The following is a 25,531-nucleotide window of genomic DNA, read 5'->3' as shown; positions in this document are numbered from 1 at the left end:
TCTGCTAGATAGCTACCTGGTGCTGGCGCTGGGCGTTGAAGAATTCAGCCCACGACGTCACGTCGGGATGCTGTTTGAGCAGCGCACGCCGCTGCCGCTCGGTCATCCCGCCCCACACACCGAACTCGACGCGATTGTCGAGGGCGTCGGCACCACACTGCATCAGCACTGGGCAGTGACGGCAGATCGTTGCCGCCTTGCGCTGCGCCGCACCGCGAACGAACAGCTGATCAGGGTCCACTTCCTTGCATCGCGCCTGGGCAACCCAAGCGATCCTTGCCTCGGCCTGCTCTACATCCAGTCGAGCGATGGGGGTTGTGATGTGCATTTGATGTGCCCCTTTGCAGTCCGAACACCGTTGTGCGGCGCTCCAGAATCGCGAGCGCGGATCACAGCAACCCAACTACCGCTGCGTCCCGCACCACATTCCACTTTGAGTGTTAGCTCTATCACACTGGGTTCTCAATCTAGGTAAAGGTATGGCGGTTACGCAAGACCGCCCCCCGATTTTTTGGTACGGGCGTCCATTCAAATCGGGCCAGAACCGCGCAGTAGTGCTGATCACCGGCGTGGCCGGTCGCGACACGCCGATGTGATCATTTTGTTGACACGCCCGAGCAACCCCCCTGGCACCGCCCGGACATTCCCCGTCGAGCAGCACAGCCGTGAACCTCACCACCCCACCCTCTAGTCTGGGATCGTGCCGATCACTCAAACGCTCGCGAGGCTGGCCGGCAGCTGCGCGCTGGCCGCCGTGCTTGTCGCTGGGCTGTTGTTCCCCTTGGCCGGTGGATTCGGATTCATCTCCAACCGCGCCGCCGACGCCGTCGACAATGTCTCCGCCGAACTGGTGGAGGGCACGGTCCCCGCCGTGTCGACGATGGTCGACGCGAACGGGTCGCCGCTGGCGTGGCTCTACGAGCAACGCCGCTTCGAAGTGCCGAGCGACAAGATCTCCAACAACATGAAGCTGGCGATCGTGTCCATCGAGGACAAGCGCTTCTCCGACCACAAGGGCGTGGACTGGCAGGGCACGCTGCGCGCGTTCCTCACCAACACCTCCTCCGGTGCCGTGCAGCAGGGCGCGTCGACCCTGGACCAGCAGTACGTGAAGAACTTCAACCTGCTCGTGGTCGCCAAGACCGACGCCGAACGCCGCGCCGCGATCGAGACGACACCGGCGCGCAAGCTGCGCGAGATCCGGATGGCGCTCACGCTGGACCGCGAACTGTCCAAGGACGAGATCCTCACCCGCTACCTGAACCTGGTGCCCTTCGGCAACGGCTCCTACGGCATCCAGGACGCCGCGCAGACCTACTTCGGCATCGACGCGTCCCAGCTCAGCATCACCCAGTCGGCGATGCTGGCGGGCATGGTGCAGTCCAGCTCCAAGCTGAACCCCTACACCAACGTGGCCGGCGTCACCGACCGCCGCAACACCGTGCTCGACACGCTGATCCAGAACATCCCGCACCGCGCCGAGGAGTTCCGCAAGGCCAAGGCCGAACCGCTCGGCGTGCTGCCCGAACCCAAGGGCCTGCCGCGCGGGTGCATCTCCGCCAACGACAAGGGCTTCTTCTGCGACTACGCGCTGCAGTACCTGGCCGAGGCCGGGATCAGTCGCGAGCAGATCGACAAGGGCGGCTACCTGATCAAGACCACACTCGATCCGGTGCTGCAGGAATCGGTGAAGCGTTCGGTGAACGAGCAGGCCAACCCCGACCTCGACAACATCGCCGAGGTGATGTCGGTGGTCGCGCCCGGTCAGGATTCGCACCCCGTCCTCGCGATGGCGTCGAGCCGCACGTACGGCCTCAACCGCGACGCCAACGAGACGCTGCTGGGCCAGCCGTACTCGATGGCCGGTGACGGCGCGGGCTCGATCTTCAAGCTCTTCACCACCGCCGCCGCGATGGAGAAGGGCCTCGGCATCGCCGCCCAGGTGGACGTCCCCGGCACCTACGCCGCCAGGGGCATGGGCTACTCGAACTCGCCGGGCTGCCCGGCCGACTCGTGGTGTGTCAAGAACGCGGGCAACTACCCGGGGTCGATGTCGGTGACCGACGCGCTGGCGACCTCGCCCAACACCACCTTCGTGAAGATGATCCAGGACGTGGGCGTCTCGGCCGCGGTGGACATGGCCGTGCGCCTGGGCATGCGGTCCTACACCAACCCCGGCACCTCCGGGCACGGCAACTCAAGCCTGGCCGACCACATCAAGAACAACAACATGGGCTCGTTCACCCTCGGCCCGTTCGCGATCAACCCGCTCGAACTGACGAACGTGGCCGCCACGCTCGGCTCGGGCGGCAAGTGGTGCCCGCCCTCGCCGATCAAGGAGGTCGTCGACCGCAGCGGCAAGACCGTTCCGCTCACCCAACAGGCCTGTGAGCAGGTGGTCGACCCGGGTCTGGCCAACACCCTCGCCAACGCGATGAGCAAGGACGACGTCAGCGGTACCGCCGCGGGCGCCGCGCGCGCGGCCGGGTGGTCGGCACCGATGTCGGGTAAGACGGGCACCACCGAGAGCCACCGCTCCTCGGCGTTCCTCGGCTTCACCAACGCGCTGGCTTCGTCGGTCTACGTCTACGGCGACAGCCCGACCCCCGGCGAGATCTGCTCGTTCCCGCTGCGCAACTGCGGCGCCAGCGATGCCTCCGGCCTGTTCGGTGGTAACGAACCGGCCCGCACCTGGTTCAACGCCATCAAGCCGTTGATGGACCGGTTCCCGCCGCCGGGCCTGCCGCCGGTGGACGACAAGTACGTCCGCGGCGCGAACAACTCCCAGGTCCCCGATGTGGCGGGCAAGTCGCAGGGCGAGGCCACCTCGATCCTGTCCGGTGCAGGCTTCCAGGTCTCCGCGGTGACGGGCGCCGGTTCGCAGGCCAAGGGCACGGTGATGGGCAGTTCGCCGAACGGCTCGGCCATTCCGGGCTCGGTGGTCACGATCTACATCAGTGACGGCACCGTCCGGGTGCCCGCGCCGACGACTCCCCCGCCCGCCGCGCCGGCACCGGTGATTCCGGGGCTGCCGCAGATTCCGCGCCTGCCACCGATCCCCATCCCGGTGCCGCGCTAGTCACACGACAAAGGCCGCCGTCCGATTCGGACGGCGGCCTTTGCTCGTTTCTACAGCCGGGCCTTGACCGCGGCGGAGAGCCGCGAACCGTCGGCCTTGCCGTCGGCCAGCGCGGTGGCCGCCTTCATGACCTGACCCATCTGCTTCATTCCCGGACGCTCACCGAGCTGCTCGGCCACCTCCGCGATCGCGGTGTCGGCGACCTGCGCGACCTCGGCGTCGTTGAGCTGGGTCGGCAGGTACTCCTCGATGATCTCTTCTTCGGCCCGCTCGTTCGCGGCCAGTTCACCGCGACCGTTCTGCTCGTAGATCACGGCCGCCTCGTTGCGCTTCTTCGCTTCCTTCTGCAAGAGCGACACGACATCGGCATCGGAGAGTTCGTGCGCCTCCGTACCGGAGACCTCGGAAGTCTGGATAGCGGCGAGCAGCATCCGCAGGGTCGCGAGACGCAGTTTGTCCTTGGCTTTCATCGCGGTGGTCATATCCGCGCGCAGCTTGGCTTTCAGTTCCGACATGCGGTTTACCGTAGTCGTTCGCTCAGTGGAGTCCCATCACATTTTCGTCGCAGCGAAAATTCCAGACCGTTTGTGCGGAAACACACGCGCCGATCCGGGAGGGGGTCGCCTATGCTGGGCAAATGCCCGTTATCTCGACGTCCGCTGTCCGCCGAACCGCGTTGGGAGCCGCCGGGGCCGCCGTCGCAGGCATCGGCTACGCCACGCTGATCGAACGGAACGCGTTCGTCCTGCGCGAAGCCACGATGCCGGTGCTCGCGCCCGGTTCGCCGACGTTGCGCATTCTGCACGTCAGTGACCTGCACATGATGCCGGGCCAGCAGCTCAAACAGCAGTGGCTGCGCGAACTCGACCGCCTCGAACCCGACCTGGTCGTGAATACCGGCGACAATCTTTCCCATCCCAAGGCCGTGCCCGCGGTGGTGCAATCCCTCGGTGCGCTACTGGCCCGACCCGGCTTGTTCGTGTTCGGTTCGAATGACTATTTCGCGCCGGTGCCGAAGAATCCGCTGAAATATTTCAAGAAAGATCACCGTCGCGTCTACGGCGATCCGCTGCCGTGGAAGGACCTGCGCGCGGCATTCACCGAGCGCGGCTGGCTCGATCTGACCCACACCCGGCGCGACCTCGAGGTGGCGGGCATCCGCATCGCCAGTGCCGGCGTCGACGACCCGCACCTGCAGCGCGACCGCTACGACACCGTCGCGGGCGCACCGAACCAGCTGGCCCAGCTCAGCATCGGTGTCACGCATTCGCCCGAGCCGCGCGTGCTCGACCGCTTCGCCGAAGACGGCTACGACCTGGTGCTGGCCGGTCACACCCACGGTGGGCAGCTGGTCGTCCCCGGTTACGGCGCGCTGGTCACCAACTGCGGTATCGACAAGTCCCGGGTGAAGGGTGCCTCGCAGTGGGGCGAGCACACCCAGCTGCACGTCTCGGCCGGCATCGGCACCTCACCGTGGGCGCCCTACCGCTTCTGCTGCCGTCCCGAGGCCACGCTGCTCACCTTGGTCGGCGCCCAGCCCAAGCGGCCGTCCGCCGACACCGGCTTCGGCATTTCGACCTCGGAGGCCGTCGCCCGCTAGGGTCTGGCTCCGAACGACATTGTCATTGAGGTGTCATCAGGAGACGACCGTGAGCAGTGGATCCGACGACAGGCGCGACGACCCGACCGTATTCGGCGGGCCCGGCGCACCGAACCAGCCCGACCAGCAGTGGCAGCGGCCCGGTTCGCCGGATCCGGCTGCGGAACAGCCGAATCCGGGCGCACCAGATCCCACCGCGGTGTGGACGCCGGGCAGCACCGGTCTCCCTCCGACCCTGCGCTGGGACGGCTCCGGGCCACCACCCGGGCTTCCCGAACCCACGCAGTGGGCGCCGGCGGGTCCGCAGGATTGGCAGGATTCCGGTAATCCCGCTGCGGGACAGCAGGTTCCGCAGCCGGGACAGGCCGACCCCACCCAGCTGCGCCAGCCGGCACCGTGGCCCGGGGCGAATCCGCCGGTGGGCCAGCCGGGTTCGAATCAGCCTTGGCAGCCCGGCATGAATACACCCGCCGGACAACCTGGCCAGCCGTGGCACCCCGAGGCCCCGCAGCCGGGCGGACCGGTAGCTCCCGGCGCCAATTTTCCTGGCGGACACCCTGGTTCGAATCAGCAGTGGCAACCGGGCATGAATCCGCCTGCCGGACAACAGCCTCCGGGTCAGTGGGGCGCGCCGGTGCCTCCCGGTCAGCAGTGGGGCGGTCCCTCGGCCGGTGCGCAGCAGCAGTGGGGCGCCCCGGCGAATCCGCCCGGTCAGCAGCAGTGGGGCACGCCGGCCGGGCAAGCAGACCCGACCAGAGTCGGCGCACCGGGCTGGCAGCAGGCACCGCAGCAATACGGCGAAATCCCCCCGCTGGATCACCAGGGCATCCAGCCCTACGGCCAGCCGCTCCCGCCCAACCGGAAATCCGGGAACAAGGCGGCGATCTGGGCCGCGGCAGGTGTGGCGGCGCTACTTCTGGTCGGCGGCACGATCACCGCGGTCGCGCTCACCCGCGGCGACGACGCACCGACGACCACCGCGGGCGGCGCTCCTTCGATGGTCAGCGCCCTGTCCACCACCCCGGCACCGGCCTCGTCGAGCAAGCCCAAACCCAGCACCACCACCCCCTCCCCCTCGGGCGCCGCGTCGAATCGCAAACCCCTGATCGAGGGCTACCAGGTAGTCGCCTCCCCGGACCGTGGCGCCGCCTACGATGTCCCGGCAGGCTGGAAGGTCGCCACCGAAACCACCATCGGCGGCGTCGGCGAACCCCCGGGCGACTCGGTGATCGGCAAGGGCTACGCCTCCGACGGCCGCGACTACTGCCCGAACTCCACCCGCACCATGTCGCTGCTCACCGGCTCCAAGAACGCCGACAACGCCGCGGCGGGCGCCGAACTCGGCACCAAAGCCGCCCCCCTCGCCTACCAGGGCTCGAAAGGCACCCCCGGCCCCGCCCAGCCACTGAAGTCGATCGACGGCAAAACCGAGGGCATGTTCACCGAGACCACCGGCACCGTCCCCGCCCCCAAACCCGGCTGCGCCGGCACCTACTCCGTCTACACCTACGCCTTCAAAGGCGCCAAGGACGGCAGCTTCGTCATGGTCATGATCGCCGACACCGGCGTTCCCGGCGCCATCGACGCCGCCGAGGCCAAGCGCATCTTCAGCTCCATCAGATCCCTCGACTAACCCCCATCTGACCAGCCAATTTAACGTTTCACGACCCCACGTTGTAAGCTACTTCAGGTTCGCCTCACGGGGTGTGGCGCAGCTTGGTAGCGCGCTTCGTTCGGGACGAAGAGGTCGCAGGTTCAAATCCTGTCACCCCGACGTGTTGGTTGAGACACAGAAGAGCCCCTGATCAGTTCACTGGTCAGGGGCTCTTCGCTTGTCTGTGGGGGTTTGCGGTCGAGGGGGTTCGGCCAGCAGATGGTGAGGGCCGTGAGGGAGATCAGGCTGAGGATGAGGGCCAGGATGGTGGGGCACATGGGGGTCGCCCTTCCGGGGTGAGCGGAGTGGGAGCGCGGCGGTGGGCTCGTGGTCGAGTGTGGGCGCCTCCATGGCGAACGGGGTTGCCTGCGTGTTCGGGGTTGGTTGAGAAGTTCTCCCCACGCGAGGTTGCCCGTGGTGAGGGTGTCGGTGTGAGCAAGGGATAACCTGCCGCTTACTTTCTGTCACTTGATAGAAATTCGCGGTCGATAGCGTATACACCCATGTCGACAAGGGTGGATGCACCGGCCGAGGGCTCGGGAAGGCCGTTGCGCGACGTCGTGTACTCGACGTTGCGGGGGGAGTTGATGAACGGGGACATCCGGTTCGGGGAGCGGCTCACCGAACCCAAACTGTCGACCAGGTTCGGAATCTCCCGCACGCCGGTTCGGGAAGCACTCACCATGCTCTGCTCGGACGGGCTGTTGCAGCGCGAGGAGTTCGGGTTCAGTCCGGTGCGGCCGAGTGTGGCGCGGATTCGCGATCTCTACGAGCTGCGGCTGACCCTGGAACTGGGTGGCATGACGCGGGTACGAGCGGATCCGCGGATCACCCACGACACCGCGCTGCTCCACGCCGAGCGGCAGAAGTGGCTGGCGCTACAGGCCGACCCGCCCGCCCAGGAGCCGGGTTTCGTCGTCGTCGACGAGGAATTCCATGTCGCCCTGCTGACCGCGGCGGGCAATGCCGAGATGGTGCGCGCCCTGGTGGCGGTGAACTCCCGGATCCGGCATGTCCGCATGTACGACTTCATGATCAACAACCGCATCGAGACCACGATCAGCGAGCACCTCGGCATTCTCGACGCCGTCCTCGCCGGTGATCTCACACTGGCCCAGCAGCTCTTGCACACCCACATCGGCGATTCGCTGGATGTGGTGCTCGAGCGGATCTCGCGTGCTGTCGCCGCCATGTCGCTGAGTGAATAGAGGAGCGTTTATGTCTGCCACCCCGACCGCACGGGTCGCCGCCGCCTACGCACGAATCGCCGAGGTGGATCGGCCCGAGGTCTGGATCACGCTGCGCTCCCAGGAGGTGCTGACGACCGAAGCCGTCGACCTGGAACGCCGTGTCGCCGCGGGCGAGCAGTTGCCGCTGGCGGGCCTGCTCCTCGCGGTGAAAGACAACGTCGACGTGGCCGGCTTGCCCACCACCGCCGCCTGTCCTGAATTCGCTTATGAGGCAACGGAAACTGCGTCGTCGGTGCAGCGGCTGGTCGCGGCGGGCGCATTGGTGCTCGGCAAGACCAACCTCGACCAGTTCGCCACCGGGCTCGTCGGCACGCGCAGCCCCTACGGCGCCGTCCGCAACGCCCTTCATCCCGAATTGATCTCCGGCGGTTCGAGTTCCGGTTCCGCGGCGGCGGTCGCGCTCGGCATCGCCGACCTCGCCATCGGCACCGACACGGCGGGTTCGGGACGCGTACCCGCCGCACTGCACGGTATCGTCGGCATCAAGGCCACGCTCGGCGTGATCCCCACCCACGGCGTCGTCCCCGCCTGCGCCGACTATGACGCGGTCACCATTTTCGCCGCCGACCTGGACCTGGCGGTCACCGCCGTGAAGACGATGGCGGGCAAGGACTCTCGCGACCCACGCAGCCGCGAATGGCCCGCCGACGTCCGCCTCGCGGCATCCGCCGAGCCCGAGATCGCCATCCCCCGGCCCGAAGACCTCGAACCGCTGAGCCCGGCCTACCGAACGGCGTTCACGGAAACTGTCGCGGCCCTGCGTGATCACGGCCTGCGCCTCACCGAAATCGATATCTCGCCACTTCTCGACGCGGCCCGACTGCTCTACGACGGCGCGATAGTCGCCGAGCGGTACGCGGCGGTCGGCGAGTTCGTCGACAAGGGCGCACCGGGTCTCGACCGCACTGTCGCCGGAATAATCAGTGCCGCACGAGCACTCGACGCGCACACGTTCGCGCAGGACCTGGACGCCCTCGCCCGAGCCCGCACCACCGCGACAACGCTGCTCACCGGCTTCGACGGCCTCCTACTGCCCACCACCACCGAACACCCGTCGATCGCCGAAGTGGAAGCCGACCCGCTCGCGATCAACCGCCGGCTGGGCACCTACACGAACTTCTGCAACCTCCTCGACCTCGCCGCCGTCGCGATCCCCGGCAAGCCCACCACCGATAACCTGCCGTTCGGCGTCACGATCGCAGTCCCCGCGTTCGCCGACCAATCGGCGGTCGACCTCGCCGCGCGCATCCTCGGCACCCCGGCGCCGCTGCTCGTGGAAACCGGTGTGCCCCTTGCCGTGTTCGGCGCCCACCTGCGCGGCCAACCGCTGCACTGGCAACTCGAACAACTCGGCGCCCGCTTCGCCGGCGAGATCGCCACCTCCGACGCCTATCGCCTGACCGCCCTCGACACCACCCCGGCCAAACCCGGACTGGTCCGCCACGGTGAGGGACACGGCGCACCGATCCTCGGCGAACTGTTCCTCGTCTCCCCCGCGGGCCTCGGCCGATTCCTCGCCGAACTACCGCCGCCGATGGCCCTGACCAGTATCGATCTCTCCGACGGGCGCGCGGTGGTCGGCTTCGCGTGCAGCTACGACGCCGCCGTCGCCGCCACCGACATCACGCGGTACGGGAGCTGGGTGGCGTATCTACGGGATCGGTGACGTCGATGCCGAGCTCGGCGAGCAGGCCCGTCACGCGATGGCCGATGTCGTCGCGGATGGGCCGCACCTGCTCGGTCTCGAGGCCGGCCGGATCATCGATGATCCACTCCACGTAGCGCACCCCGGGCACCAGCGGACAGGTATCGCCGCAGCCCATCGTGACGATCACATCGGCGGCACGGATGATCTCATCGGTCCACGGTTTCGGGTACTCGCGTGAGATGTCGATGTCGACCTCCGCCATCACCGCCACCGCGGCCGGATTGAGCTGCCCACTCGGCACCGACCCGCCCGACCAGGCCACCGCTCGGCCCAGCGCCAGCTCTTCGAAGAATCCGAGCGCCATCTGCGACCGGCCCGCGTTGTGGGTACACAGGAACAGCACCGTCGGACGCGGCCGGGCCACCTTGCCCTCGATCTTGGCCAGCGCCTGCAACCGCTGGCGCCCGAACCGCTCGGCCAGCAGCGGTAGGTACAGGGTCACCGTCGCCCGAGCAGCGAAATTCTCGTAGGAGGAATGCAGGAAACGGTGGATCGTCTCCAGCTCGAACATCGTCGCGAATTCTTCGCGCAGCCGCGCCTCGGCACGGTCGAGCGCGTCGGAGTGCTCCGCTATTTCGACCACCCCCCAACACTTACCCGAATCCGGGCCATACGCAAACGCCCGGGCCGATCACCCCTCGATCGACCGGCCCGGCACGCGTACTCACCGACACAACGTGGAACATCTTCGGCCCAGCCCGTCGGTGTGGTTACCGTCGGCAGTGCGTCTTCAGCATCTGGAAGAGCCACCTTCTGGCTGCACCGCCGGGTCCGACCGATCACCCCTCGAGACCGATCGGACCCGGTTGTTCCGGTGTCTGAAGCAACAATGCGGTGTCGGTCTCTAGAGCTTCTTAAGAACAACTTGTCGGCGAAGTCGGGTTTTCGGCGATGATAGAAGTACCGACGCAAGGAGATCGACCATGGAAACCGCGATCGTCTGGTTGCTGGCAAGCCTTCTGTACTGGTTCAGCAACTTCTGATCCCCTGACACCGTCCACGAGAGAGCCCGGAATCAGGCCCTTCGCCCACCCATGAGACGAGGCAGGTACGCGTATCGCCGTACCTGCCTCGTGCCGTTGTGTGGATCACATCGAGCCGCCGGAATAGTTCACCGGCAGCAGCGGTTGGACTCACTGTCGACGTCCGAACAGCCCCGGGCCTCACCCCATTTGTCGCTACGAGCGACCACCCGCCGAGAGGCGCTTGTGGGGCGTCGGCACCCTGACGGGCCGTCCTCGAGGCGGCCCATCGACTCGAACGCCGCCAGGTCACCCTCATCGACCTGGCGGCGTTTGCCGTATCCGGGTCGCGGGCCACGCGCGCGTGCTCGAGGATGGGTCCATGACTTCGGATGGGCAGTTGCGGCGGGGGCTGGGGTTGGGGGATTCAGTAGTGGTGGGGCTGGGGGCGATGGTGGGGGCCGGGGTGTTCGCGGCGTTGGGCCCTGCGGCGGGGGTGAGTGGGTCCTGGTTGCTGGTGGCCTTGGGGGTGGCCGCGGTTATCGCCTATTGCAATGCGATGTCGTCGGCGCGATTGGCTGCGTTGTATCCGGTGTCCGGAGGGACGTATGTGTACGGGCGGGAACGGCTGGGGGCGTTCTGGGGGTATCTGGCGGGGTGGGGGTTCGTGGTCGGCAAGACGGCGTCGTGCGCGGCGATGGCGTTGACGGTGGGGAGTTACGCGTGGCCTGAGCAGGCGCACGCGGTGGCGGTGGGGGCCGTGGTGGCGGTGACGGGGATCAACTATGTGGGGGTGCAGAAGTCCGCGCTGGCTTCGCGGGTGATCGTGGGCGTGGTGCTGGCAGTGCTGGCGGCGGTTGTCGTGGTGGGAGTCGGTGGGAGTCGTTCGGGGGCATCGGTTCTCGACCAGGAGATCGGGCCGTACGGGGTGTTGCAGGCGGCGGGGTTGTTGTTCTTCGCGTTCGCCGGGTACGCGCGGATCGCCACGCTCGGCGAGGAGGTGCGTGCGCCGGAGCGGACCATTCCGCGGGCGATCATGCTGGCGCTGGCAGTGGCATTGGCGGTGTACGCGCTGGTGGCGGTGGCCGCGTTGCTGACGTTGGGGTCGGGTGGGCTGGCGGCCGCGCGTGATCCGCTCGCGCAGGTGGTCGAGGCGGCGGGGGCGGGATGGCTGGCGCCGGTGGTTCGGGTGGGTGCGGTGCTGGCAGCGGCGGGTTCGCTGATGGCGTTGGTCCTGGGGGTCTCGCGGACCGCACTGGCGATGGCGCGCGACGGGCATCTGCCGCGGGCGCTGGCGATGATCCATCCGAAATACGCGGTGCCGCATCGGGCCGAGCTCGCGGTGGGTGTGGTGGTCGCGGTGCTCGCGGCGACGGTGGATCTGCGCGCGGCGATCGGGTTCTCCTCGTTCGCCGTGCTCGCCTATTACCTTGTCGCCAACCTGTCCGCGGCCACGCTGACCGCCGCCGAGGGCAGGCCGCAGCGCTGGGTTCCGGTGCTCGGAGCGGCGGGTTGCGTGGTGGTCGGGTTCGCGTTGCCGATCGAGTCGGTGCTGGCCGGACTCACGGTCCTCGCGGCCGGCGCGGGGGTCTACGGGTTTCGCAGGGTTGCGGGGAAGTGAACATGCCTGTGATTAGGGGATTCAGCGGCCACGCTATACGGGTTACGGTGCGCGGCACGGGCTACTCTCGCCCGCATGCGGCACATCACGGGCGTTTTCGCGGGAACGATCGCTGCGGTGCTGGCCTCGGCGTGCCTATTCGCCGTTCCGGCGCACGCCGCGCCGAGTACGACCTGCGAGGTGACCTCAGGTCGCGACCTGGAGCGCGCCGAGCCCGAACAGGTGGGGCTGGATTCGGCGAAAATCGAAGCGGCACTGCAGTTCGCGGCCACCCGCAACCGGCTCAATGTCCAGATCTTCCGGCACAACTGCCTCGTCGGTGAGGGCCTGCGCAACGACGAGACCGGCAATACGCCGTGGAACGTCTGGAGCGTCACCAAGTCGGTGGTGTCGATGCTGGCCGGAATCGCTTCCGACGAAGGCAGAATCGATATCGCCGCCCCCATCGACCGCTACCTGCCGCCCGGACTCGGCGACGCGGCGCACCGGTCGATCACCGTCGAGAATCTGCTCACCGAGACCTCCGGCATGCAGGTGGGAGTGCTGTCCGAGGGCATCACCGCGGTGATCCCCATCGACCCGCACTCGGCGGTGCAGGCGCTGTCGGTGCAGCTGACCAACCCGCCCGGCACCACGTTCAGCTACAGCCAGCGCAATGTCGATCTGCTGTCCTACGTGATCGAACTGGCCGTCGGCGAACCGCTACAGCAGTTCGCGCAGCGGGAATTGTTCGACCCGCTCGGCATCCCGCGCAGCGACTATTACTGGGCAAGTGACCGATCCGGCCATACCTACGGCTACGCCCATCTCCTGCTGCCGCCCAACGACCTGGCCAAGATCGGCCTGCTCGTCTCGAACGACGGCCGCTGGGGCGCCGACCGGGTGATCTCCTCGGACTATCTGCGCAAAGCCCGCACACCGTCGGCGGCGAACAGCTGCTACGGCTACCTGTTCTGGCTGGGCGCCGATTGCAGCGAATCTCCCGACTTCCTGCCCCCCGACACGTTTTTCATGTCCGGACTCGGCCTGCAGAACGTCTTCTTCCTGCCGAGCCTGGACATGACGGTGATGTGGACAGGCCCGTTCGGCAACCAGACCGCCTACGGCCCGAGCGGCATCCTCGCCCACGCCGAAGAACTGCCCCACGAGTTCTTCCGCCGTCTGTTCGCCGCCGTCACCGACGCCGCGGTGCCGATCGCCGAACCGTACGTGGAGCCCCCGCTGGAATTCGACGCGGGCAAACTCATCGACGCCAACATCCTGCTGGCCGTATTCGGCATCGGCCCCGGCGCCTACCCCGGCTGCACCGTCTTCGATTGCCTCAACCAACCCCTGGCCGCCCCCTTCGCCAGCATCCCACCGGGCTGCGCCATCCTGGCCTGCGTAGGCCACGACCCACGCACCCCGGGAATCCGCTAGCCGTTCACAGCCGCGGCGAGTCGGCCCGAGTCCAGATAGTCGCGAAACAGCACCACTTCCCCCTCCCGAACCCGGATCACCGTGATGGCGGAGCGCACTCGGATCCGCTGCGCCCCGGGCTTGGTCACCTCGACCTCGGTCTCGACCACCACGGTCTCCGGATCGTCGGTGGCGTAGATACGGGGATGAACCGCGTGGATCCGGACCGATGACGTGGCGGCCCAAGCCTCTTCCAGTGCGGCGCGGATCGCCGCCCTGCCCTCGATCCGAGCTGGTGCGCCCGGCGGCGTGAACGGCAGCTCGAAAACGCCGTCGGCGGCGAACGACTCAGTGAACGCGGCCGCGTCGCGGGCGGGGAGAACGGCCATGAGCCGTTCGGCGACCTGGACCGGAGTGGGGATCATCGGCAGCCTTTCGATGAAACGGAACGATGGACCCGCTTATCATCCGGAACGCTCGCCCCGCTTGTCAACGGCCGCGCATACAATCACAGCCGTGACCGACGAACCACGCCCGCTGCGCGCCGATGCCCGCCGCAACCGCGAACGGGTGCTGGCCGCGGCCCAAGAAGCCTTTGCCGCCGAAGGGATTTCGGTTCCCCTCGACGACATCGCCCGGCGCGCCGGCGTCGGCGCGGGCACCGTCTACCGGCATTTTCCGACCAAGGAGGCGCTGTTCACCGCCGCGATCATCGACCGAGTCGAACGTGCCGCCGCCTACGCGCGCGAACTCGGTACCGCCGACGACGCGGGCAGCGCCTTCTTCGAATTCCTGGCCTTCCTCGGTAGCGAGAACGGCGTGAAACGCGATCTGGCCGACGCGGTCGGCTCGGAGCGGCTGGCCGCGCTAGGATCTACCGCCGACCTGAGTACGGCGATCGGCATCCTGCTGGTGCGGGCGCAAAAGGCGGGCGCGATCCGACCGGACCTGGAGGTCGACGACCTGATGCTCATCCTGAAAGCGGGATTCGCCGCCACCCGCGGCGCCGACGATCGCCGGCGCCGTCTCACCTTCTCGGTCATCCTCGACGGGTTGCGCCGGGTCGAGCCCTGACAACGACAAAGGCCGGGCACACCCGAAGGTGGCCCGGCCGTCGACGGGTGATCAGCGGTTCTCGAGCAGAACTTCCGCGATTTGAATCGTGTTCAGCGCGGCGCCCTTTCGGAGGTTGTCGCCCGAGATGAAGAGCGCGAGACCGCGACCGCTCGGCACACCCGGATCCTGGCGGATACGGCCGACGAGGGAGTCGTCCTGGCCTGCGGCGGCCAGCGGGGTCGGCACGTCGACCAGACGTACGCCCGACGCCTTGGCCAGCAGGTCCTTGGCCTGCTGCACCGAAATCGGTTCGGCGAATTCGGCATTGATCGACAGCGAGTGCCCGGTGAAGACCGGGACCCGCACGCAGGTGCCGCTCACCAGCAGATCGGGCAGGCCCAGGATCTTGCGGCTCTCGTTGCGCAGCTTCTGGTCTTCGTCGGTCTCGAAGGAACCGTCGTCGACCAGCGCACCGGCCAGCGGGATCACGTTGAAGGCGATCGGCGCGACGTAGTTGTTCGGCGCGGGGAACTCGGCGTCCGAACCGTCGTGCACCAGCTTCTCCGCGTCGGCGGACACCGCGCGGATCTGCGAGGCGAGCTCCTCGACACCGGCGAGACCGGAGCCCGAAACTGCCTGGTAGCTGGACACGATCAGGCGCTGCAAACCGGCCACATCGTGCAGCGGCTTGAGCACCGGCATCGCGGCCATCGTGGTGCAGTTCGGGTTCGCGATGATGCCCTTGGGCAGGTTGCGGGTGGCCTCGGGGTTGACCTCCGACACCACCAGCGGCACATCGGGGTCCTTGCGCCATGCCGAGGAATTGTCGATCACGGTGACGCCCGCCGCGGCGAAGCGCGGGGCCTGCACACGCGACATGGTGGCACCGGCCGAGAACAGCGCGATGTCGAGACCCGACGGATCGGCCGTCTCGGTGTCCTCGACGACGATCTCGCCGCCGCGCCAGGGCAGCGTCTTGCCCGCCGAACGCGAGGAGGCGAAGAACCGCACCTCGTCGGCCGGGAAGTTGCGCTCTTCGAGCAGCTTGCGCATGACGGCGCCGACCTGACCGGTCGCACCGACAACACCTACACGTACACCCATTGCTTAACGCCCCGTTCCGCCGTGGACGACAGCGGCTTCGTCGCCGCCGAGATCGAATGCCTTGTGCAACACCTGCACCGCTTCATCCAGTTCCGTGTCACGCACGAGCACCGAGATCCGGATCTCCGAGGTAGAGATCAGGTCGATGTTGACGCCCGCGTTGGCCAGCGCCTCACAGAAGGTGGCGGTGACGCCCGGGTGCGACTTCATCCCCGCGCCGACCAGGGAGACCTTGCCGATGTGATCGTCGGAGAGGATCTCGGCGAAGCCGATCTCGTCCTGACGCTCGGTGAGCTTCTGCACCGCGCGGACCAGGTCGGTCTTGGGGCAGGTGAAGGTGATGTCGGTCTTGCCCGTGTCGACCTTGGAGATGTTCTGCAGCACCATGTCGATGTTGATCTCGGCGTCGGCCACCGCGCGGAACACCTTGGCCGCGTAGCCCGGCTCGTCGGGCAGGGCGACGACGGTCACCTTGGCCTCGCTGCGGTCGTGTGCGACGCCGGTCAGGATTGCCTGCTCCACGGGAATGTCCTCCATCGATCCGAAAACAGTGGTGCCGATCTTGTCGGTGTAGGACGACCGAACATGAACGGGAACGTTGTAGCGGCGCGCGTACTCCACGCAGCGCAGCATGAGCACCTTCGACCCGCAGGCCGCCATCTCGAGCATCTCCTCGTAGGAGATCTTGTCGAGCTTCTGGGCGTCGGGGACGATGCGCGGGTCGGCGGAGAAGATGCCGTCGACGTCGGTGTAGATCTCGCAGACATCGGCTTTCAGCGCCGCGGCCAGCGCGACGGCGGTGGTGTCGGAGCCGCCACGGCCCAGCGTGGTGACGTCCTTGCTGTCCTGGCTCACGCCCTGGAAGCCGGCCACCAGCACGATCTGTCCCTCGGCCAGCGCCTCCTGCAGGCGGCCCGGGGTCACGTCGATGATCTTGGCGTTGCCGTGCGCGCCGGTGGTGATCACGCCGGCCTGCGAGCCGGTGAACGAGCGAGCTTCGGCGCCGAGCGTGTGAATAGCCATGGCCACCAAGGCATTCGAGATGCGCTCGCCCGAGGTGAGCAGCATGTCCATCTCGCGAGCAGGCGGCGCCGGGGCCACCTGCTCCGCGAGATCGAGCAACTCATCGGTCGTGTCGCCCATCGCCGAGCACACGACAACTACATCGTGCCCCTGCTTCTTGGTCTCCACGATCCGTTCAGCGACGCGCCGGATCCGCTCGGCGGTAGCCACCGAGGATCCTCCGTACTTCTGAACTACGAGAGCCACAGCAGGTCCTTCACGATCGAGTGTCAGGTTGGTATCAGCGACCAAGAGTACCGGGCGCGGGCCACCGGTTTTGCTGCTACCTGCCCTGCCTGTGGAAAACGACACAGGCTTGTCACCTGTGGATAACCACGGAATTCACGCTCGATCGAACCAGGTGACCTGCGTGCCGTTGTCGAATTCCTTGCGCCGCACCGGAGCGAACTGTGTCGGTTTGAAGACGCCGGTGAAGACAGGGACACCCTCGCCCGCGACGATCGGATAGCTCTTGATGATCATCTGGTCGATCTCGTCGAGCAGCTGCCCGGCCAGCTTCCCGCCGCCACACAGCCAGATGTCGCCGCCCTCGCGCTGCTTGAGCTCGCGCACCAGCTCGAGGGGATCACCGGAGACGATCTCGACTCCGGGATGGTCGGCCTGGTCGAGTGTGGACGAGACGACGTACTGCTTCAGGTGCGAGAACGGGCTCTCGACGTGCTCATCCGGCAGCACGTAGGTGCCGCGCCCCATCAGCACGGTGTCCCAGTTCTTGGCAGGCAGGTCGGGGTCCATGCCGAAGTGCGCGCGCAGGTGGGTCGGGATGGAGTCGGGAAACTCCGTCATCATCCACTCCACATAGTTCTGCGGTGTCGGATAGAAGTCGACCTCGCCGCCGGAGCCCGCGATGTAGCCGTCGAGGGAGACGCCGATGTAGTAGACAAGCTTTCGCATGGTTACCGCCTCAGATGTAGTACTCTGTTTGAAGTGGTTTCAACGTAGTACTACGGATGGAGTGGTGTCAAGTGCGAACTAATCCCGAACGTCGGCAAGCCCTGCTCGACGCGGCCATCGAGGTCCTCGCCGACGAGGGCGCCCGCGGCCTCACCTTCCGCGCGGTGGACAAACAGGCGGCCGTCCCCGCGGGCACCGCGTCGAACTACTTCGCCAATCGCGACGAGCTGCTCACCCAGGCCGGCGTCCGCTTCTACGAGGTGGTGCAGCCGAGCGAGGAGACGATGGCCCTGGTCAGCGACGGCCCGAAGGACATCGACAACATCACCACGCTGATGAAAGAGGTGGTCGGGCGCATCGAATCGCATCGCAAGGCCTATCTCGCGCTGCTCGAACTACGACTCGAGGCAACCCGGCGGCCCGAACTGCGCACGGTGCTCACCGAACGCGTCCGGGCCGACATCGATTTCAACGTCCGCAACCATCTGGCGTCCGGTCTGCCCGGCGACGCGGAGTCGGTACTACTGCTCTATCTGGCGCTCAATTGGCTCATCGTCGAACACCTCACACTGCCCGGAATCTTCACCGAGGAGCAGAGCATGGCACTGATCGAAACGGCCGTCGAGCGTGTGATAAGCAGCTGACCCGGTCATTTGTCCAGACCATAGACGTGTTGACGATCACTGGTACCACTGTGCACAATCGGGCGCGAAAGCTGCGGGGGTTCGGAGGATAGACACAGATGCGCTCGAAGATCGACATCCGATTCACCGTTGACGCCGAGATCGACCAAGTGATGGACGCACTACTGGCCGTTGACCTGATGTCGGAGTGGTCGACCTCGCTCAGTGATGTCCGGGTCGGGCCGCGCGATGCCGACGGCAGGCCGCGCCGAGTTTTCGCCACCGCCCACTTCATGGGTAACTCCGACGCCCAGGTGCTCGAATACTCCTGGGAGCAGTACCGGTCCGAGTGGCGGGTGGTCGACAGCAGCCGCGGTTCCAAGGGCGGCGGCTGGATCGAACTGGTCGACACCCCGGAGGGCACCGAGGTCGACTACCACGTAGAACTCTCCCTTCCGCTGCCCATTCCGGGCATCCTGTTCAACCGAAGCCTGCGCAAACTGCACGACGAGACGGTCGCGAACTTCATCGACTTCGCCGAGCGGTACCCAGAGGTCGGTGGCTTCGCGGCCGGCTAGATCGCGCCGTCGGAGAACCCCGCGTCGTCGATCTTCAGTCCGCGAATCGCGACCCGGGGTGCGAATATTGACCCCATGATCGGAAATCGACGGGTCCGGTTCCAGCCCGTCACCGAAGAGAACTCGGTGACCCAGCTCGAGCTGTTCTTCGACCTGGTGATCGTCTTCGCGTTCACCATGGTCACCGCACTGGCCGCCGACGACACCACCGCGGCGAACATGCTGCGTGCGACGCTGGTACTGGCCCTGATGTGGTGGCTGTGGATCGCGTATTCGTGGCTGGGCAATGTGGTGCGCGCCGACGAGGGCATCACGCGGGTCGCGATGTTCGTCGCGATGGGCGGTGCGTTCCTGGCCGCGCTCACCATTCCCGAGGCCTTCAGCGATCTGGCCGGTGGCTGGTTCGGTCCGCTGGTGTTCGCGGTGGCCTATCTCGTCGTGCGACTGGTGCACGTGGTGGTGTTCTGGACGATCAGCGCCGGGGATGCCCAGCTGCGCAGGCAGTTGCTGCGCTGGGCGGTCGGCTCGGTCACCGTCGGAACGACACTGCTGGTCGTCGCCGCGATGACGACAGGTCTCACCCAGATCCTGCTGTGGCTCGCCGCGATCGTCGGGGACATGGTCTGGACCTGGGCGGCGGGCACCGACTGGCGCCTCAACTCGGCCAAGCACTACTCCGAACGCTACGGGCTCATCATCATCGTGGCGCTGGGCGAATCCATCGTCTCGATCGGCATCGGAGTGGCCGGACTGCCCATCTCGTGGCCGATCACGCTCGGTTCGATGCTCGGCTTGGCCATATCCGGCCTGCTGTGGTGGCTGTACTTCGATGTCGCCGCGATCTCGATCGAGCACGCGTTCGCCCATGCCAAGGACGCGCGACAGATCAAGATCGCCCAGAACACCTACATGTACGGGCATTTCCCGATGATCGTCGGCATCATCGGGCTCTCGCTCGGCTTGAAGAAGGTGCTGTACTACGTCGGCGATTCCTCGCACCACACGCTCACCGATCCGCTGTACGGCATCCCGCTCGGTGCGCTCTACGGTGGCCCCGCGCTGTTCCTGCTCGGCATCACGTTCGCGAAATACTATGCGACCAAGTCATTGTCGACCGAACGCCTGGTGGTAGCCGCGTTGCTGTTCGCGCTCATCCCGTTCGCCGCGCACCTGCCCGCGCTCGCCTCGCTCACCGTGCTGTGCGCGCTGCTGTCCGTGCTGGTGATCTTCGAGACCCTGCGCTTCGCCCAGCCGCGCGACCAGATCAGGCACGCTTGACCTGACCGAGGTGGTGGCGCACGCCGTGCTCGGCGGGCGTCGCCCCACGGTGCGAGGGCGGGACCCGCACCCCGGCACGCACCGCGTCGTTGATCTGGTCGAGGTTCTCCCGCAGCATGTCCGCGACCAGTTCGTCGGTGCGCGGGTCGTCGAGCAGCTGGCGCAGCATCCGGTAGACCGTGTCGGCGACGAGCCGGATGATGTCGTCGTGGAACGGGACGTAGCGCAGTTTGCCGGTCTGCGGGTCGTTCTTGATCAGGTCCATGATCAGCTGGTCGACCTCGGCGTGGTTCTCCTCCAGCGCGGCGGCGATGTTCTGGGTGTAGTGGCCCGCGCGCAGGACCTTGGAGACCTCGTCGAGGATCGCGATCGTCATCGGACGCTTGATCACGTCGACGATCGTGCCGACGAACCGGTTGACGATCGTCGCGGTGACCCGCTCCCCCAGTGCCCGGTCGGCCACCCGGCCCAGCCGGATCAAGATCACCACGATGCGCAGCAGCCGGAAACTGCGGAACAGCGGGCTGGTCACCGGGATCATGCCGAGGACTTCGTACCAGTAGATGAACGGGAACGACCACGGCCACCCCGCACGCCGCCAGCGCCAGACGAACTCGACGAGGAAGATCGCGCAGATCGACGTGTCGACGATGACGATCGCGTGGTACGTCGGGCCGCTGACATCGAAGAAGGTGATCCACACGACCAGCACCACCGAGATGATCGCGAGGATCAGCATGAGGATGTCGGTACGCAAGGTCGGCGTTTTCGAGCGCACGTCCGGCAGGGCCTCGACCCGTTCGATCCCCGGTGAAGCCACTGTTGCTCCTGAATATCTGGCGGTCGGCGCCGCGTAGGTCGGCCTTGACATCGCTGCCCACGCTAATTGGTCGACCGACGCCGCGAGGGGAGTTGCCGACGCCGGTCGGTGGCGTGTTCAGCCGCGCAGGACGGCCTCGATGTTGCGTTCCGCCAGCGCGGTGATGGTCAGGGACGGGTTGACCGTCGCGGTGCTGCCGGGAATCGCGGCACCGTCCATCACGTAGAGGCCGGGGTGTCCGTGGACGCGGCCGAAGGCGTCGGTGGCTTTGCCGAGGACCGCGCCGCCGAGCGGGTGCGCGGTGAACTGGGCGTTGGCGTCGTAGCCCAGCGCGCCGTATTCGGCGACCGCGCCCGCGCGCTCGGCGATCCGGTGGTCGACCACGCGAGCCGCCGCGGCGACCGCGTGCTGCGTGGCCGTCGACCAGTTCAGGCCGACGCCGCCCGACGCCGTGTGATAGCCGAAACGGGCACGGGTCGGGTCGAGGACCATGCCGAGCGAGGCCAGCGCGCCGGTCTCGAACGGGATACCGGGGATGTACCAGTTCTCCAGGGTGAGGGGCACGTTGGATTCGTCGTGGATCCGGCTGGCGCTCGGCACACCTTGGCCCTGCCCCGCGACAGCGCTCGCGCCGCGGGCCAGCACCACGTCACCGTTGGTGCCGAAGCCGTCGCCGATGTGCTCGTTGAGGTTGGGCAGCGTGCCGGTGGCCTGGGCGCGGACCAGCAGCTCCGAAGTACCGATGGAGCCGGCGCCGAGGAACAGCTTGTCGCACGTCAGGTTGCGGGTGCTCAGCACCTGACCGGTCGGAGCCAGCTTCGATACGGCCACCACGAACCTGCCGCTCGCCTCCTGGGCGATGGCGTCGACGCGATGGCCGGGGAACACCTGGGACTTGCCGGTCTCGCGGGCGTAGCGCAGGTAGTTCTGGTTGAGGTCGAACTTGGCGCCGTTGGAGTTGCCGAGGTTCGAGCGGGCCGAGGTGGCGGATACGCGGGAGGTGCCCGCGAGCTCGCTGCGCAGCACGTCCCAGGTGAAGATCGAGTCGTTGGGCAGCGGCTGGTATCCGGCCGCGCGCACCTGGTCGTCCCAGGCGCGCGAGTGCGCGAACGGCGAGGAGTTGTAGATGTCGGCCGGCATCGTGTCGAGCCGCAGCATCTGGCGCACCCGCGGGTAGTAGACGCTTTCCAGCTCGCCGTAATCGACGACGCCACCGAAGACCTGGTCGAACAGTGTGCGTTGCGGAGCCACCATCGCTCCGCTGAAGATCACCGAACCGCCACCGACCGCGGCGGCGCGCCACACGTCGAGCCCGGAATATTCGGTCACATCCAGCACCCCGCCGAACGCGCTGAAACTCATCGGCACCTTGGTGACGCCGGTGAAGCTGGTGCGATGCCAGAACCCGCGGCCGTCGGGTAGATCGTCGCCGGTGAAGATCTCACGCCACGGGTCGTTGGGCCAGTGTGAACCGCGCTCGAGCACGGTGTTGGCGATCCCGGCCTCGGCCAGGCGCAGCGCCGTCACGGCGGCGCCGAAGCCGGATCCGATGACGATGGCCTGCGTGTGGGCGGGTGCGTCCGGAATCGGCGCGAAGATCTCCGGCACCCAGGACTGGAACATCGCCTCGCGCGGATCCGCCGAAGCGGGCACGCTCGCCAGCGTCGTTCCCACAGCACCGGCAACAGCCGCCAGTCCCGCCGCCTTGAAAAAGGCACGTCTGTGCACCAGGCCACCTCCCTCATCACGCATGGCCGACGCGAAGAATACCTTGCAAACCGGACAATCGCCCGGTCGTACGGGTATTTGTCACATGTCATGGCGACGCGTGGTGCGGGGTGGGACCTCAGCTGGTGAGCAGGCGGATCACCGCGATCGTGCCGACAACCACGATCACCCCTCTGAGCGCATTCGGCGGTAACTTCCGCCCGACCTTCGCGCCGAGCTGCCCGCCGATGATCGAGCCGACCGCGATCAACGCGACCACCTGCCAGTCCACCTCCGCAATCGCGATGAAGATCACCGCCGACACCCCGTTGACGATCAGCGCGAGCACGTTCTTCACGCCGTTGAGCCGCTGGATGTCCTCGTGCACGAACACCCCGAGCAGACCGATCAGCAGCACACCCTGGGCGGCCCCGAAGTAGCCGCCGTAGATGCCGGTGGCGAAGACCGCGACCAGCAGAATCGGGCCGCCGTGTTCCGGCGCCGCCGACGCACCGTTCGCCCTGCGCTGCTTCACCCACGCGGCCAGTCGCGGCTGCACGACGACCAGGATCAGCGCCACGATGATGAGGACAGGGACGATCGCCTTGAACGCCTCCGCGGGCATCGTCAGCAGCAGGATCGCGCCGGTGATGCCGCCCAGCAGCGACGCGGTGCCCAGCTGCAGCAGTCGGGACCGCTGCCCCTCCAGTTCCCGCCGATAGCCGATCACCCCGCTCACCGAGCCGGGGACGAGACCGATCGTGTTCGACACATTCGCTGTCACCGGCGGCAACCCGAACGCGAGCAGCGTGGGAAAGGTGATCAGCGTGCCCGATCCGACGATCGTATTGATGCCACCCGCCGCGATACCCGCGGCGAAGACGGCCACCTGTTGTAACCAAGTCATTCGAATTCCTTTGGTACGTCTCGTCGGACGCGAAGGTCCGTACAAGCGTGCGTTATGGGGGAAACCGTACTGGTCAACCGGTGAGCGAAAGCCAGCGGACTCGGTTCACCTAATTGGCCCGGGTCGCTTACGAGCAAGGGTGGGCACGCGGTAAGCTCGGAGGATCATGCTGCAGCGGGCTCTTCTTCTCGGCCGCCGCGACGGGTCCTGATACGGACCGGCTCCCGTCGCGGGGTTCCAACGCGCCGGTCGACCCGCTCCCATTCACGGGAATCCATCACACCCACGGAGAAACTTGCATGTCCTCGGCTGACGCATTCGTATCCGCTTCGCGCACCATTTCGGCCCCCGGCAAACCCGCACCGGCCGACCAGCCCGCCTGGAACACCCAGAAGAACTCCTCGATGCCGTCGTTCCGGTATCGCCCCTTCGCCGAAGAGGTCGAGCCGATCACGGTGCCCGACCGCACCTGGCCGGACAAGATCATCGATCGCGCCCCCGCGTGGTGCGCCGTCGACCTGCGCGACGGCAACCAGGCGCTGATCGACCCGATGAGCCCGGCCCGCAAGCGCCGCATGTTCGACCTGCTGGTGCGGATGGGCTACAAGGAGATCGAGGTCGGTTTCCCGGCCGCGAGCCAGACCGACTTCGATTTCGTCCGCGAGATCATCGAAGACGGCGCGGTCCCCGCCGACGTCACCATCCAGGTCCTCACCCAGTGCCGCCCCGAGCTGATCGAGCGCACCTTCCAGGCCTGCGCGGGCGCACCGAACGTGATCGTGCACTTCTACAACTCCACCTCGATCCTGCAGCGTCGCGTGGTCTTCCGCGCCGAGCGCGACGCGGTGAAGAAGATCGCCACCGACGCGGCGTCGCTGTGCCTGGAGATCGAGAAGCGCTACCCCGACACCGAGTGGCGCTACGAGTACAGCCCGGAGTCCTACACCGGCACCGAGCTCGACTACGCCCGCGAGGTCTGCGACGCGGTCTCCGAGATCATCGCGCCGACCCCGGCCAAGCCGCTGATCATCAACCTGCCCGCGACCGTCGAGATGGCCACGCCGAACGTGTACGCCGACTCGATCGAGTGGATGCACCGCAACCTGGCCCGCCGCGACTCGATCGTGCTGTCGCTGCACCCGCACAACGACCGTGGCACCGCCGTCGCGGCCGCCGAGCTGGGGTACCAGGCCGGCGCCGACCGCATCGAGGGCTGCCTGTTCGGCAACGGTGAGCGCACCGGCAACGTCTGCCTGGTCACCCTGGGCATGAACATGTTCTCGCGCGGCATCGACCCGCAGATCAACTTCTCCGATATCGACGAGGTCCGTCGCACGGTGGAGTACTGCAACCAGCTGGCCGTCGCCGAGCGTCACCCCTACGGCGGCGATCTGGTCTACACCGCCTTCTCCGGCAGCCACCAGGACGCGATCAACAAGGGCCTGGACGCGATGAAGGCCGCCGCCGACGCCCAGGGCGCCGATGTGGCCGACATCGTCTGGGAGGTCCCGTACCTGCCGATCGACCCGAAGGATGTCGGCCGCACCTACGAGGCCGTCATCCGGGTGAACTCGCAGTCGGGCAAGGGCGGCGTGGCCTACATCATGAAGACCGATCACGGTCTGGTGCTGCCGCGTCGCCTGCAGATCGAGTTCTCGCAGGCGATCCAGGCGATCACCGACGGTGAGGGCGGCGAGGTGACGCCCAAGGAGATGTGGGACGTCTTCGCCACCGAGTACCTGAACCCGATCCTGCCGCTCGAGCGGATCAAGCAGAAGGTCACCGCGGCCGAGACCGACGGCGGCGTCGACTCGATCGTGGCCACCGTGAAGGTCGACGGCGTCGAGCAGGAGATCAGCGGTTCCGGCAACGGCCCGCTGGCGGCGTTCGTCGACGCGATCGCGACCGTCGGCTTCGAGGTCCGCGTCCTCGACTACAGCGAGCACGCCATGTCCGCGGGCGACGACGCCCAGGCCGCGGCCTACGTCGAGGTAGCCATCGGCGACAAGGTCGTCTGGGGCGTCGGCATCGCCACCTCGATCACCACCGCCTCGCTGCGAGCCGTCGTCTCGGCCGTGAACCGCGCGGCGCAGTAGCTCGCTCTATGGCGGCCGGGACCTGAGGTCCCGGCCGCTTTTGTGCCTGTGGATAGATTCTCGGGCCTGTGGACAACTTCGGTTCGCCCGGTCGGCCTCGTTCCGGATATACC

The 25,531-nt window shown here is 67.1% G+C and carries 22 protein-coding genes and 1 tRNA gene; 13 read left to right on the top strand and 10 right to left on the bottom strand.

The annotated features are described in order from the left end of the window. Positions 1–4 precede the first annotated feature (4 nt). Positions 5–328, bottom strand: coding sequence for a WhiB family transcriptional regulator (locus tag ACWFRF_RS28075; RefSeq protein ID WP_056821932.1), 324 nt, complete (start codon positions 326–328; stop codon positions 5–7). Positions 329–700: 372 nt separating this feature from the next. Here ACWFRF_RS28075 and ACWFRF_RS28070 point away from each other — a divergent pair, with 372 nt between their 5' ends. Next, positions 701–3,079, top strand: a complete 2,379-nt coding sequence (locus ACWFRF_RS28070; protein WP_378994326.1) for a penicillin-binding protein — start codon at positions 701–703, stop codon at positions 3,077–3,079. Positions 3,080–3,129: 50 nt separating this feature from the next. Here ACWFRF_RS28070 and ACWFRF_RS28065 read toward each other — a convergent pair whose 3' ends face one another. Then, positions 3,130–3,594, bottom strand: a complete 465-nt coding sequence (locus ACWFRF_RS28065; RefSeq protein WP_378994328.1) for a GatB/YqeY domain-containing protein — start codon at positions 3,592–3,594, stop codon at positions 3,130–3,132. A gap of 122 nt (positions 3,595–3,716) precedes the next feature. Here ACWFRF_RS28065 and ACWFRF_RS28060 point away from each other — a divergent pair, with 122 nt between their 5' ends. From ACWFRF_RS28060 to atzF, 5 genes are all read left to right on the top strand, one after another. Beyond that, positions 3,717–4,679, top strand: coding sequence for a metallophosphoesterase (locus ACWFRF_RS28060; RefSeq protein ID WP_101464816.1), 963 nt, complete (start codon positions 3,717–3,719; stop codon positions 4,677–4,679). A 49-nt stretch (positions 4,680–4,728) separates the two neighbouring features. Further along, positions 4,729–6,312, top strand: a complete 1,584-nt coding sequence (locus tag ACWFRF_RS28055; protein ID WP_452453040.1) for a hypothetical protein — start codon at positions 4,729–4,731, stop codon at positions 6,310–6,312. 67 nt (positions 6,313–6,379) lie between these two features. Continuing rightward, positions 6,380–6,453, top strand: a tRNA-Pro gene (locus ACWFRF_RS28050). A gap of 383 nt (positions 6,454–6,836) precedes the next feature. Beyond that, complete coding sequence (locus ACWFRF_RS28045) at positions 6,837–7,541, top strand: GntR family transcriptional regulator (RefSeq protein ID WP_378994332.1); 705 nt, start codon at positions 6,837–6,839, stop codon at positions 7,539–7,541. Between the two features lie 10 nt (positions 7,542–7,551). Next, positions 7,552–9,249 (top strand): allophanate hydrolase, encoded by a 1,698-nt coding sequence (gene atzF, locus ACWFRF_RS28040; protein ID WP_452453038.1) that lies wholly within the window; start codon positions 7,552–7,554, stop codon positions 9,247–9,249. On the opposite strand, the gene ACWFRF_RS28035 is transcribed toward atzF, so the two are convergent. After that, entirely contained in the window at positions 9,206–9,874 is a 669-nt protein-coding gene (locus tag ACWFRF_RS28035; protein ID WP_378994336.1) for an arsenate reductase ArsC, read from the bottom strand. The genes atzF and ACWFRF_RS28035 overlap by 44 nt on opposite strands. A gap of 761 nt (positions 9,875–10,635) precedes the next feature. On the opposite strand from ACWFRF_RS28035, the gene ACWFRF_RS28030 reads away from it, so the two are divergent. Both ACWFRF_RS28030 and ACWFRF_RS28025 read left to right on the top strand, forming a co-directional pair. Further along, the gene (locus tag ACWFRF_RS28030) at positions 10,636–11,874 is read left to right on the top strand and encodes an APC family permease (RefSeq protein WP_452453036.1); all 1,239 of its coding nucleotides are present in this window, start codon (positions 10,636–10,638) and stop codon (positions 11,872–11,874) included. 75 nt (positions 11,875–11,949) lie between these two features. Further along, complete coding sequence (locus tag ACWFRF_RS28025; protein ID WP_378994341.1) at positions 11,950–13,293, top strand: serine hydrolase domain-containing protein; 1,344 nt, start codon at positions 11,950–11,952, stop codon at positions 13,291–13,293. On the opposite strand, the gene ACWFRF_RS28020 is transcribed toward ACWFRF_RS28025, so the two are convergent. After that, a complete protein-coding gene (locus ACWFRF_RS28020; RefSeq protein WP_452453034.1) occupies positions 13,290–13,697 on the bottom strand; it encodes a nuclear transport factor 2 family protein in 408 nt (135 codons plus the stop codon). The two genes, ACWFRF_RS28025 and ACWFRF_RS28020, sit on opposite strands and share 4 nt — an antisense overlap. 91 nt (positions 13,698–13,788) lie before the next feature. Here ACWFRF_RS28020 and ACWFRF_RS28015 point away from each other — a divergent pair, with 91 nt between their 5' ends. Then, a complete protein-coding gene (locus ACWFRF_RS28015) occupies positions 13,789–14,346 on the top strand; it encodes a TetR/AcrR family transcriptional regulator (RefSeq protein WP_452453032.1) in 558 nt (185 codons plus the stop codon). Between the two features lie 51 nt (positions 14,347–14,397). On the opposite strand, the gene ACWFRF_RS28010 is transcribed toward ACWFRF_RS28015, so the two are convergent. The 3 genes from ACWFRF_RS28010 to ACWFRF_RS28000 all read right to left on the bottom strand — a co-directional run bounded on the left by ACWFRF_RS28010 (position 14,398) and on the right by ACWFRF_RS28000 (position 17,409). After that, a complete protein-coding gene (locus ACWFRF_RS28010) occupies positions 14,398–15,432 on the bottom strand; it encodes an aspartate-semialdehyde dehydrogenase (RefSeq protein ID WP_379318162.1) in 1,035 nt (344 codons plus the stop codon). A gap of 3 nt (positions 15,433–15,435) precedes the next feature. Continuing rightward, positions 15,436–16,701 (bottom strand): aspartate kinase, encoded by a 1,266-nt coding sequence (locus ACWFRF_RS28005; RefSeq protein ID WP_378638675.1) that lies wholly within the window; start codon positions 16,699–16,701, stop codon positions 15,436–15,438. 135 nt (positions 16,702–16,836) lie between these two features. Beyond that, positions 16,837–17,409: a dihydrofolate reductase family protein gene (locus ACWFRF_RS28000; protein ID WP_379312509.1), complete on the bottom strand. Its 573-nt coding sequence runs from the start codon at positions 17,407–17,409 to the stop codon at positions 16,837–16,839. Between the two features lie 71 nt (positions 17,410–17,480). On the opposite strand from ACWFRF_RS28000, the gene ACWFRF_RS27995 reads away from it, so the two are divergent. From ACWFRF_RS27995 to ACWFRF_RS27985, 3 genes are all read left to right on the top strand, one after another. Continuing rightward, complete coding sequence (locus tag ACWFRF_RS27995) at positions 17,481–18,053, top strand: TetR/AcrR family transcriptional regulator (RefSeq protein WP_378994352.1); 573 nt, start codon at positions 17,481–17,483, stop codon at positions 18,051–18,053. A 98-nt stretch (positions 18,054–18,151) separates the two neighbouring features. Beyond that, entirely contained in the window at positions 18,152–18,610 is a 459-nt protein-coding gene (locus ACWFRF_RS27990; protein WP_378994354.1) for an SRPBCC family protein, read from the top strand. 75 nt (positions 18,611–18,685) lie between these two features. Then, positions 18,686–19,888 (top strand): low temperature requirement protein A, encoded by a 1,203-nt coding sequence (locus ACWFRF_RS27985; RefSeq protein ID WP_379312505.1) that lies wholly within the window; start codon positions 18,686–18,688, stop codon positions 19,886–19,888. Here ACWFRF_RS27985 and ACWFRF_RS27980 read toward each other — a convergent pair. The 3 genes from ACWFRF_RS27980 to ACWFRF_RS27970 all read right to left on the bottom strand — a co-directional run bounded on the left by ACWFRF_RS27980 (position 19,875) and on the right by ACWFRF_RS27970 (position 23,322). After that, positions 19,875–20,708: an ion transporter gene (locus ACWFRF_RS27980; RefSeq protein WP_452453028.1), complete on the bottom strand. Its 834-nt coding sequence runs from the start codon at positions 20,706–20,708 to the stop codon at positions 19,875–19,877. The genes ACWFRF_RS27985 and ACWFRF_RS27980 overlap by 14 nt on opposite strands. 117 nt (positions 20,709–20,825) lie before the next feature. Further along, entirely contained in the window at positions 20,826–22,436 is a 1,611-nt protein-coding gene (locus ACWFRF_RS27975; protein WP_452453026.1) for a GMC oxidoreductase, read from the bottom strand. Positions 22,437–22,554: 118 nt separating this feature from the next. After that, on the bottom strand, positions 22,555–23,322 hold the full coding sequence (locus ACWFRF_RS27970; protein ID WP_379312502.1) for a sulfite exporter TauE/SafE family protein: 768 nt from the start codon (positions 23,320–23,322) through the stop codon (positions 22,555–22,557). A 299-nt stretch (positions 23,323–23,621) separates the two neighbouring features. Between ACWFRF_RS27970 and leuA the strand changes: the two genes are divergently transcribed. Beyond that, entirely contained in the window at positions 23,622–25,418 is a 1,797-nt protein-coding gene (gene leuA, locus ACWFRF_RS27965) for a 2-isopropylmalate synthase (RefSeq protein ID WP_387445928.1), read from the top strand. The last annotated feature ends 113 nt before the right edge of the window (positions 25,419–25,531 follow it).

Source organism: Nocardia sp. NPDC055165 (assembly GCF_053606985.1).
This window is presented reverse-complemented; position numbering and strand designations above follow the sequence as displayed.